Origin of the sequence: Wolbachia pipientis, assembly GCF_023661085.1 — a bacterium.
Lineage (GTDB): Bacteria > Pseudomonadota > Alphaproteobacteria > Rickettsiales > Anaplasmataceae > Wolbachia.
This window is the reverse complement of record NZ_JAHDJT010000042.1, coordinates 1-9595: the sequence shown is the minus strand read 5'-3', so window position 1 is coordinate 9595 and position 9595 is coordinate 1. Positions and strand designations below refer to the sequence as shown.

Below are 9595 nucleotides of genomic sequence, written 5' to 3'. Positions count from 1 at the left end.
ACAGATTGGGAAGTTAAACAAATAGCTTCACTACTATAATAGGGGTAACGGCAAAGGTTGTCAAGCAATTTTTTTATTTCATCAAATGCGCTGCTGAAAACTATGCAAGAACTATTGCAATTTCTCTGCAAATTTCAAATTTAATGCATTCAGGCATATGATTATTCCTAGCAAAACCATAGGTACTGAAAGCAACTGCCCCATAGTCAAATCAAGCCATAAATAGCCAACTTGGTAGTCTGGTTCGCGGAAAAACTCAACTATAAAACGCACTATTCCATACCACATAACTGCAATACCAGTCAATGCACCACGATATAGCCTTATTCTAGTCAAGAAAAACAGTGAATTCATAGCTGCAAAAAATAGCAGTCCCTCGAAAAATGCCTCATAGAGCTGACTTGGGTGGCGTAGCAAATGATCACCACTTTCTGGAAATACCATGCCCCATGGCACAGTTGTAATCCTGCCAAATAGCTCTCCGTTTATAAAATTGCCTATGCGACCTAAAAATAAGCCTACGGGAACTCCGCAAGAAATTAGGTCCAGTGTGTAAAATATAGGAATGTTATGTCTTTTACACAAAATTATCACCGCACACAAAACTCCTATGGCACCACCGTGAAATGACATTCCTCCTCCCCAGGTTTTCAGTATCTCGACAGGATTGCTTATATAAAAAACTGGATCGTATATCAACACGTAGCCAAGCCTGCCTCCAAGGATAATACCTACAATAGTGGCTGTTAACAATGAATCATAAAAACTCCTGGTAAATATTTTTTGGTTGTCCAATTTGTGTAAATACCAATATGCAAAGACTATACCTAAAACATATGCCAAAGAATACCAATGTATAGAGACAGAACCGATGCTAAAAATTACTGGATTTAAAGACATACCTTGCTACAAATCATTCTTAGACAATCTACTTTTCTCACGATCCCACTCTCTCTGTTTTATGGTTGCTCTCTTATCATAGAGTTTTTTTCCTTTTGCAATGGCAATTTTAGTTTTTGCCAATCCTTTGTCATTAAAATAAATTGAAAGTGGCACAACAGTTATTCCAGCAGTTTTAATCTGGCCAATTAGTTTATTTATCTCTTTTTTATGCAGAAGTAATTTACGTTCCCTTTTCGGCTTATGGTTTCTTTTGTTTGCAGCTTTATATTCTGCAATATGCATATTGTGCAGCCATATTTCACCGTTTTTTTCGATAACGTAAGCGTCAGAAATGTTTGCTTTTCTTTCCCTCAGCGACTTAACTTCACTACTGAGTAGGACCATACCTGCTTCAAATTCTTCTAAGATGAAGTATTCAAACCTTGCTTTTCTATTTTCTGCAATAACTTCCATATTTAAAGACACCCTTGAGCTTTAATATACTATAGGATTTTCAGCTCTTGCAGCAATGTTAAAAAATAATGTTCTAGAGTTCCTACATTCAAAGGCAAAATACTTTTTGGATAGGCTGATGTAGCCGAATTTTTTTCCAAAGAGATGGTTGATTAAAAAAAAGATGTTGAAGTTATGGGGTAAACAAGGTGCCAGAGCTTCTCTTTAAAAGTGCAAAAAGCAATCTAGGTAAAATCAGCAGGAACTCAATTGAAGAACTAACACATAGTTTGGAAGCAATAGAAGAATCAATAGGAAAACTTGACAAAATACTTTCAGAGCAAGGTAAAAAGGACGAAGATTGCAAATTATTAACTACTGTACCAGGAGTTAGTATTATAGTAGCAATGACATAAAAGCTGCGATCCATATAGGTTTGAAACATCTTATGCAGTTGGAGCCTATATGGGATTGAAACATACGCTTCTGGAGAGATTGATCGTCATGGAAGTATATCAAAAATGGGACCAGTGGAAATATGTTGTACGAAGCTGCACAATTCTTACTAACAAGATGTAAAAAGACATTTAAATTGAAAAGCTGGGGGCTAAAGCTTGCAAAAAGAAGGGTATGAAGAAAGCAATTTTGCTGTGATGCGGAAGTTGTCTGTAATCATGCATCGGATGTTGGTTAGCAAAACAGAGTTTTGTTATCAATAAATGCAAGAAAGTATATAATTTTATGTAGAGTAAAGATAGCAATGCCGATGGAAGGGATAAGCAAGATCTTTGGTTGAAGCATAGACTTCGAAAGACATATGTTGCTGTCCACTTCCGCCTAATAAGTATAGTGTGGCTTGGCAGATTGTTGCCATACTAGACCGCGGAGAGAACCATGGAAAGCATGCTACTTTTAACTTATGTGAAATTACTGAGGATTATGAAGAAGATACGCCGTTTTGGTTTGTGTGAAAATTATTGTTGACTTATGTGCAATTAGAGAACTTAACTTAACGTGATACAGTGAGTGCTAGGATGACGAAAGAAAAGTGTACTACTGGTTTCTCATACGGTTATACGAGAATCTAATGACTGATATAAATAAACGTGCTTTTTGGTTATTAAAGCTTTAACCAAGGCGTTTATAACGCCCATTAAGCACGATAAAGAAAATCATTTATAATTGCTATGGCAACTAGCGTTGAAACTTGACGAGCCTTGTGATTTGATAAATAGAGATTTTTATCTGACTTCACAACAAGGGCTTCTGGATGACTTTGAAAGTAAATATTACCATGCTTATCTTCAATAGCCTCTATTACCCCATCACTGGAAAATGCTACAACTTTATATCCAAGTAACTCTAACTTTTTTCTGTTTTCTGGCGTATTACTTACTGCTCCTGAATGAGCATCTGGAAAACATGTTGAAAACCAGCCATTTTCATCAGGTGGTAAAAATTTAGCTACCACCTCTGCTAAACGACTGTTTGGAACAATTTTGATCTGCTGGAGAGGTACACTCTCTTGCTGTGGATTAGGTGCTGATTTTAAATGAGATCTTTGCTTCTCTCCATCACTTACAAGATTTGACACACTCACTACTTCAATTCCTTTTGCATTCATGATACCTTGTAAACCGCCACATATGCCAAGTAAATGGATTGTAGGATTATCATCTACTATTTTCACAATTGCTTCAGTAACAAGCTGGCGACAAGGAGTAGGAGGAAAAGGTTCAGAGTGTAAATTATAGTAATTTCCTGGAATAAATATTCTATTTATTTTGTGCTCTTTAATAAACTTTGCAACTTCAACTTTTATTCTATCTAATGTCAGCTTCCTTGCCAATATTTCATCTTGTTTTGCAAGATTAAGTGACTCTGCCTGAATTTTTTTAAGGCTAATTATCTTATTATAATCAATTAGTACGGTTTTGACTCCCCAATTATTAAACATCTCGTAGATATTTTGAGATAAGCCAACCTCATGTGGATATGTTTCTTCTTCTGTTTTCAATAACCCAACAACTATGTCACCATTTATTGAATGCAAATTCTCACTAGTGCCTGCATAAGCAATGCTGCTAAATAATAGAATTACGCTTAATAGGATATTAAATACTTTATTATAATATCTATATAACATAATTTACTACACTAATATTCATATAAATATCATAACACATAATAGAGCATTTTGCAACAAGAAGGTAAATTTATTAAGAAAGGGAAAGGTGGCCTGAGCAGGAATCGAACCAGCGACACAAGGATTTTCAGTCCTTTGCTCTACCAACTGAGCTATCAGGCCAACCATATGCTTTCATTTTTAGATAAAAAATGTTATTATGTCTATCAAAAGTTTTTAAAGTAATTTATATAAAAATAAAGGATGGACATTAATAACAGAATAGGAATCTACCCCGGAACATTTGACCCTATCACCTTTGGGCATATTGACATAATAAAAAGAGCATGTAAGCTAGTTGATAAATTAATAATCGGTGTTGCAGAAAATGTTAATAAGTACACTGCCTTTGACGTAAAGTTGCGCACAAGTATGGCTAAAAATGAAATTAAAAGGCTAGGAATTGGCGCGGAAGTTGTGTCTTTTAATGGGCTGTTAATGAAGTTTGCTAAAGAGCAGAATGCCTCTGTTATTATTAGAGGACTCAGAGCAGTGTCGGATTTTGATTATGAGTTTCAAATGAGTTGGGTAAATTATAAACTTCTTCCTGAAATTGAAACCATATTTCTTCCTGCCTCTGAGGATACCCAATTTATTTCATCAAGTTTTGTAAAAGAAATAGCAAGGTTAGGGGAAAGTGTTAGCAAATTTGTGCCAGAGGGCGTTCAGAAGGAATTGATTAATCTAAACAGGATAAGAAGTGAAGAATAATGTTTATTTTCTATTCCCAAACATGTATATTCAATACATAAGACATTATAAACTAAAGGAGCAATATGACAGTGAGGGATAATGATATAATAGTTTGTTGTCGTGGTGATGAAAACGATGATGGTTCTGGTCACCCATTAATATACCTGTATAAAGAAGGAAGCGAAACATTCTGTCCTTACTGTAATAAGCTAATGAATGAAGAGTTTAAATTTGAAGAGTCTGAAAAATTTAAATCTAACGAAGAATCTAAATCTGTTGCAGGGTGCATTGTGACGGCAGCTAACAGAAAAAGAAGAACCCATGGATGACTACGTTCTTTTTAGTTAGCTAGCTTACATAGATAGTAATAAGGGGAGCAGTGAAAATGAAACTGTCCATACGATCGAGTACTCCTCCATGGCCAGGTATCATACTTCCACTATCTTTAACATTGTAAACTCTTTTAATGAGTGATTCAGTGAAATCGCCAAGTTGTGCTAAAATAGCAATTGCGAGGCCAACTATTGGAGAATAAAAGACTGAAAATAAACCTAAAAATATTGACCCAAAAATTGTACACACTATTCCAGCTAGGATTGCGCCAAGAAGTCCCGACCAAGTTTTTCCAGGGCTAATCATTGGACAAATTTTAGCTCCACCAAAATTCTTACCAAATAGGTAGGCAGTGATATCAATGCTCCAAATGGTTAAGATGAGCCATACTAATACATATTTTCCTTGTGACAGGTTATACAGGTATATCAATGAGGCATTTGGTAGCGCAATCAATAGTAATGCGAAAATATATAATATTCTGTTTCCCTGAGTTAGGTTATACCATTCAAAAGAAGATAAAACTGCTATCGAAAAAATTAATAGGTAAAACGATAAATCACTGAAATATGTAGCAAAAGAAAATATAAACAATATTACTATAGAGGACAGTATTCTAATCACAAAATTATTATCTGCCATATCTTTTTTCTCTTCTCGTATAATCTTCTAATGCTTTACTCAAATCTTGACAAGAAAAATCAGGCCACAAAATATCACAAAAATACAATTCAGCGTAAGCTGCTTGCCATAATAAAAAGTTACTTAACCTTTTTTCACCGCCAGTGCGAATCAACAAATCCAACTTCGGCAAATCTTTAGTATATAGAAATTTTTCAAATTCATCTTCTGATATACGAGCAATATTTTCTTTCATAACATTGCTTATAGCATGTATAATTTCTTGCTTTGCTCCATAGCTGACCGCTACAGTAAGTAATAAACCATCGTTCTTATGTGTCATTTCCTCTGCCTTTCTAATTTGATCAAGTATTTTTTTTGGTAACAAACTTAAATTGCCAATAAAACTTAACTTAATATTATAATTGCAAATGAAGTTGATTTTATCCTCGTCAGTTAGAACAGAGTAAAATAAATCAAATAGATGGTCAGTTTCCTCTTTAGGTCTAAGCCAATTCTCCATGGAAAATGCATACAAAGTCAAATAGGGTATGGCTAAGGTTGCGCAATACTTAGCAATGCCATATGCAACCTCGCTGCCTTTTCTATAACCATCAATTTTTACCTTTCCTTGGTTGTTTGCCCACCGACCATTGCCATCCATAATGATTGCCAAGTGTTTTGGTAGAGATTCAACGTTTAATTCGTTTATCATTCAGTGATTCAGTATATCCTTCTCTTTAATAGATAACTCGCTATCAATCTTTTTGATATTATCATCAGTAATATTCTGTATTTCCTTTTTAGCACTATGAAGATCATCTTCTGAGATTTCTTTACTTTCCTGCATTTTCTCTATTTCTTCCATAATATCTCTACGTATATTTCTAATGGCAACTCGCGCATTTTCAGCAAACTGGTGCAGTAATTTCACTAATCTTTCACGAGTTTCTTGCGTTAAATCTGGAAGGGTTATACGTATAGTATTACCTTCGACGACAGGATTTAAATTTAGATTGGCATTCAATATAGCATTTTTTACTTCACCTATAACGCTAATGTCCCAAACTTTAATTGATAATGTTTTATTGTCCGTAACTGAAACACCGGCAACTTGATTCAGTTTTTGATGTCCTCCATAGATATTCACAGATATGCCATCAAGTAATGATGCACTAGCTCTACCGGTGCGTATACCTTTAATATCATCACGAAAGGACTGAATAGTTTTTAGCATCCTTTCTTTTGTTTTAGCTTTTACTTCATTCAACATAAATTACCTATCATTTATAATCTGAAACTATAGTACAAGTACCACAACCCTTAACAATATTGACTATTTTTTCTTCTTTCAAAGAAAAAACTATAATTGGAACAGAATTCTCACGTGCAAGTGAAATCGCTGATGCATCCATAACTTTTAAATCACGAGTCAACAAATCCATATAAGAAAGCTTATCATACATTACAGCATCCTCATTCTTTTTCGGATCAGCGGAGTATACACCACTTACTTGTGTACCTTTCAAAATAACATCACAATTTGTTTCAACAGCACGTAAAGCTGCAGCTGTATCTGTAGTAAAAAATGGATTACCTGTACCTGACGCAAAGATTACTACTCTACCTTTTTCTAAATGACGAATGGCTTTTCTCCTGATATAAGATTCGCATATAGTGGCCATGGGTATTGCAGACAGCACCCTAGAATCTACTAAATTTTTCTCTAAAAAATTTTGTAAAATCAAAGCATTAATTATAGTTGCAAGCATTCCAATATAATCACTGCTTGCTCTTTCACAGCCACTTAAAGATGCAGATGCGCCACGAAAGATATTACCACCACCAACAACAATACATATCTGAACCCCAAGTTTGTGAACATCAGCTACATCTTTGCATAATTGATCTATAACCTCCATATCGTGGCCATAAGGCCGTGATCCCATTAAAGCCTCACCAGAGATTTTAAATAACACCCTGTAGTATTTTATTTCATCTGTTGAGACAGTCATTTTCAACTACTTAATCTCTGCTACCTAAAATAAGTAACTTATAGTCAGATAATTTAACAGTAGAGTTTACACTCGACTCGCTTAATTTTATAAAATCAGAAATTTTCATTTTCTCATCCCTGATAAATTTCTGTTCTAGTAAAACAACTTCTTCATAATATTTAGCCATTCGACCATCTACTATTTTCTTCGTCACTTCTTCAGGTTTATTTAAGCTTTTCACCTGTCCTTCAATTATAGAACGTTCATTGCTTAGCTTTGCTTGATCTAAGTCATCTATAGAGAGAGCTTCGGGCTTCATGGCAACTACGTGCATCGCTATTTGTCTCCCAACTTCTTGCAACTTTGACTTATCACCGGATGATTGCAATGCCACTAAAGCTCCAGTTTTACCCAGGTCACACACATCACCATGTACATAACCAGCAACAATTCCGTTCTGAGCTTCCAGGTAACAAAGCTTGCTCAGCTCTAACTTTTCACCAAGGACAGATGTACCATTTATGATAGCTTCCTGCACTGTACCAACGCCTTCATATTTGGCATTTTTTAACTCATCAACGCTAGTACAGCGTTCCTGATAAGCAATTGATGCTAAATTTGATATTAGTTCTATAAATTTCTCATTCCTTGCAACAAAGTCAGTTTCACAATTGAGTTCAATCAACACGCCACGATTTCCAGCCAAATGCATAGCAATTAGCCCATCTGAAGTTACCCTATCGAACTTTTTGTCAGCCTTAGCAAGCCCTATTGTACGTAACTTATCAATGGCCTTTTTGATATCACCATTACACTCTTCTAACGCTTTTTTACAATCACTTAAACCAAGCCCTGTTCTATTACGTAGTTCCTTTATGCTATCTGGATTCATCTTCATTCGCTACTACCTCCTTTTCATCTTCTTTATAAATTTTACCATGCACCTTTTTAGTCTGTACAATATTATCTCCTTTTTCTCGAATAAACTCATCATCCTTTATATCACCAACCTTAACTCCAGATCTTGCTAAGCTAGATTCTATTCCAGTCAATATAAAGTCTGCAGCCAACCTACAATAGAGCTCTATTGATTTTCTTGAGTCATCATTTCCTGGTATAGGATAAGTAATATCATCTGGATCAGAGTTAGTATCAAGTACTGCAACTATTGGAACTCCCAATTTTTTCGCCTCTTTAACTGCAATGTGCTCCTTATTAGTATCAATAATGAACAAAATATCCGGAATTGCTCCCATCTCTCTAATGCCACCTAACGCCTTATCAAGCTTTTGTCTTTTCTTTTCAATATTCCCTAATTCTTTCTTCGTTAAAACGCTATTTTCATCATTTAGCATTTTTTCATATTGAATTAGTGTCTTAATTGAAGAAGAGACAGTCCCCCAGTTAGTAAGCATGCCGCCAAGCCATCGATAATTTACATAATATTGACCACAACGAACTGCTTCACTTGCAATGATATCCAAAGCTTGAAATTTTGTACCAACAAATAAGATGCGGCCACCTTGAGATGCAACTTCATATAAGGCCTTCATTGCCACCTGTAGTAATGGCAATGTCTTTCGCAAATCAATTATATGTATACGATTTTCTTGATGTACCCCATATATGTATGGAGCCATTTTCGCATTCCAGCGACTAATTTTATGACCAAAATGTACGCCAGATCCAGCTAAATCACGTATAGTGACCTCAGGTAAGTTTACCATATTCATTCCTCCAAATAGTTTATCCTCCATGGCATAACCCTAATAGGACTATTTGTATAAGCCATGTGTGAAATCAAATTATTTATATAGTAATATAAAAGGCAACAAAGTGCAAACAAAAAACGTTGACAAAAGGCAACATGTTTATTAACTTTAAAGTCAGAAACGCTAAAAGGAAATGGGGGTGTAGCTCAGTTGGTTAGAGCGCATGCCTGTCACGCATGAGGTCGTGAGTTCAAGTCTCATCACTCCCGCATATAACTTCTAGCACAATCTAAGTTCGTTATGCTAGTCTTTATTTTACCTTATCCCGATATATGGCAGCACAATGAATTGTGGCACAATGTTGAAAAACCTTATTGGACTTTCTGCATAACCTAAACTAATACCATAGGACAAATTAAGGGTACCGTCTTGCCAGTCAACGATGGTGTCATTCCAGCACCCCTTCTACTGTCACCCAAGTAGCCCTTTTCTTATTATCCAAGTAGCCCCTTTTTTGTCATCCAAGTGCCTTTTTTTTGTCATCCCAGCGCGTGACGCTGGAATCTCATTTCACTTTATGACAACATTTGTTGTAAAAATGAATGTTTGTTCATAAATTGCAACTAGCTATAAGTGTTAATAAATTTACCAAGCGAGAAAAAAAGCAAAAGAAGCCCTGGTCAGTATTTATTTTTAGTATTGGCGTTTTTATGCCTTAA

Annotated in this window: 12 protein-coding genes and 2 tRNA genes; 4 read left to right on the top strand and 10 right to left on the bottom strand. The window is 35.3% G+C overall.

Translation table 11 applies throughout. The features are described from left to right. Positions 1-111: 111 nt before the first annotated feature. Both lgt and smpB read right to left on the bottom strand, forming a co-directional pair. Positions 112-900, bottom strand: a complete 789-nt coding sequence (gene lgt / locus DM84_RS02680; protein WP_250778205.1) for a prolipoprotein diacylglyceryl transferase — start codon at positions 898-900, stop codon at positions 112-114. Between the two features lie 6 nt (positions 901-906). Beyond that, positions 907-1356 carry an SsrA-binding protein SmpB gene (gene smpB / locus DM84_RS02675; RefSeq protein WP_168455368.1) on the bottom strand — a complete coding sequence of 150 codons (450 nt, stop codon included), beginning with the start codon at positions 1354-1356 and terminating at the stop codon, positions 907-909. Positions 1357-1544: 188 nt separating this feature from the next. Here smpB and DM84_RS02670 point away from each other — a divergent pair, with 188 nt between their 5' ends. Beyond that, positions 1545-1751: a hypothetical protein gene (locus DM84_RS02670; protein ID WP_250778204.1), complete on the top strand. Its 207-nt coding sequence runs from the start codon at positions 1545-1547 to the stop codon at positions 1749-1751. A 737-nt stretch (positions 1752-2488) separates the two neighbouring features. On the opposite strand, the gene DM84_RS02665 is transcribed toward DM84_RS02670, so the two are convergent. Together DM84_RS02665 and DM84_RS02660 are read right to left on the bottom strand one after the other, a co-directional pair. Continuing rightward, positions 2489-3481, bottom strand: coding sequence for a gamma-glutamyl-gamma-aminobutyrate hydrolase family protein (locus tag DM84_RS02665; RefSeq protein ID WP_250778203.1), 993 nt, complete (start codon positions 3479-3481; stop codon positions 2489-2491). Between the two features lie 89 nt (positions 3482-3570). Beyond that, a tRNA-Phe gene (locus DM84_RS02660) sits at positions 3571-3643 on the bottom strand. A gap of 81 nt (positions 3644-3724) precedes the next feature. On the opposite strand from DM84_RS02660, the gene coaD reads away from it, so the two are divergent. Both coaD and DM84_RS02650 read left to right on the top strand, forming a co-directional pair. Further along, positions 3725-4231: a pantetheine-phosphate adenylyltransferase gene (coaD, locus tag DM84_RS02655; RefSeq protein ID WP_250778202.1), complete on the top strand. Its 507-nt coding sequence runs from the start codon at positions 3725-3727 to the stop codon at positions 4229-4231. Positions 4232-4296: 65 nt separating this feature from the next. Then, complete coding sequence (locus DM84_RS02650) at positions 4297-4542, top strand: zinc-finger domain-containing protein (RefSeq protein WP_250778201.1); 246 nt, start codon at positions 4297-4299, stop codon at positions 4540-4542. Positions 4543-4561: 19 nt separating this feature from the next. Here the strand turns inward: DM84_RS02650 and DM84_RS02645 are convergent, their stop codons facing one another. The 6 genes from DM84_RS02645 to rpsB are packed head-to-tail and all read right to left on the bottom strand — an operon-like array spanning position 4562 to position 8891. After that, positions 4562-5188, bottom strand: coding sequence for a phosphatidate cytidylyltransferase (locus DM84_RS02645; RefSeq protein ID WP_250778200.1), 627 nt, complete (start codon positions 5186-5188; stop codon positions 4562-4564). Then, positions 5178-5882, bottom strand: coding sequence for a polyprenyl diphosphate synthase (gene uppS / locus DM84_RS02640; RefSeq protein ID WP_250778199.1), 705 nt, complete (start codon positions 5880-5882; stop codon positions 5178-5180). Before uppS ends, DM84_RS02645 begins: the two co-directional genes overlap by 11 nt. Beyond that, positions 5883-6440: a ribosome recycling factor gene (gene frr, locus DM84_RS02635; RefSeq protein ID WP_250778198.1), complete on the bottom strand. Its 558-nt coding sequence runs from the start codon at positions 6438-6440 to the stop codon at positions 5883-5885. It lies immediately after the preceding gene. 10 nt (positions 6441-6450) lie between these two features. Next, positions 6451-7182: a UMP kinase gene (gene pyrH, locus DM84_RS02630; RefSeq protein WP_250778197.1), complete on the bottom strand. Its 732-nt coding sequence runs from the start codon at positions 7180-7182 to the stop codon at positions 6451-6453. A 10-nt stretch (positions 7183-7192) separates the two neighbouring features. Further along, a complete protein-coding gene (gene tsf, locus DM84_RS02625) occupies positions 7193-8062 on the bottom strand; it encodes a translation elongation factor Ts (protein WP_250778196.1) in 870 nt (289 codons plus the stop codon). Next, on the bottom strand, positions 8043-8891 hold the full coding sequence (gene rpsB, locus DM84_RS02620; protein WP_250778206.1) for a 30S ribosomal protein S2: 849 nt from the start codon (positions 8889-8891) through the stop codon (positions 8043-8045). The genes tsf and rpsB overlap by 20 nt, the downstream gene beginning before the upstream one ends. A gap of 180 nt (positions 8892-9071) precedes the next feature. Here rpsB and DM84_RS02615 point away from each other — a divergent pair. Then, positions 9072-9145: transfer RNA gene (locus tag DM84_RS02615), tRNA-Asp, on the top strand. Positions 9146-9595: the final 450 nt, after the last annotated feature.

What these genes read in the sequence shown, in the direction of transcription:
- frr (WP_250778198.1), bottom strand. Translation starts at nt 6,440, where the DNA reads ATGTTGAATGAAGTAAAAGCTAAAACAAAAGAAAGGATGCTAAAAACT.
- DM84_RS02650 (WP_250778201.1), top strand. Translation starts at nt 4,297, where the DNA reads ATGACAGTGAGGGATAATGATATAATAGTTTGTTGTCGTGGTGATGAA.
- rpsB (WP_250778206.1), bottom strand. Translation starts at nt 8,891, where the DNA reads ATGGTAAACTTACCTGAGGTCACTATACGTGATTTAGCTGGATCTGGC.
- coaD (WP_250778202.1), top strand. Translation starts at nt 3,725, where the DNA reads ATGGACATTAATAACAGAATAGGAATCTACCCCGGAACATTTGACCCT.
- pyrH (WP_250778197.1), bottom strand. Translation starts at nt 7,182, where the DNA reads ATGACTGTCTCAACAGATGAAATAAAATACTACAGGGTGTTATTTAAA.
- DM84_RS02645 (WP_250778200.1), bottom strand. Translation starts at nt 5,188, where the DNA reads ATGGCAGATAATAATTTTGTGATTAGAATACTGTCCTCTATAGTAATA.
- tsf (WP_250778196.1), bottom strand. Translation starts at nt 8,062, where the DNA reads ATGAAGATGAATCCAGATAGCATAAAGGAACTACGTAATAGAACAGGG.
- smpB (WP_168455368.1), bottom strand. Translation starts at nt 1,356, where the DNA reads ATGGAAGTTATTGCAGAAAATAGAAAAGCAAGGTTTGAATACTTCATC.
- DM84_RS02665 (WP_250778203.1), bottom strand. Translation starts at nt 3,481, where the DNA reads ATGTTATATAGATATTATAATAAAGTATTTAATATCCTATTAAGCGTA.
- lgt (WP_250778205.1), bottom strand. Translation starts at nt 900, where the DNA reads ATGTCTTTAAATCCAGTAATTTTTAGCATCGGTTCTGTCTCTATACAT.
- uppS (WP_250778199.1), bottom strand. Translation starts at nt 5,882, where the DNA reads ATGATAAACGAATTAAACGTTGAATCTCTACCAAAACACTTGGCAATC.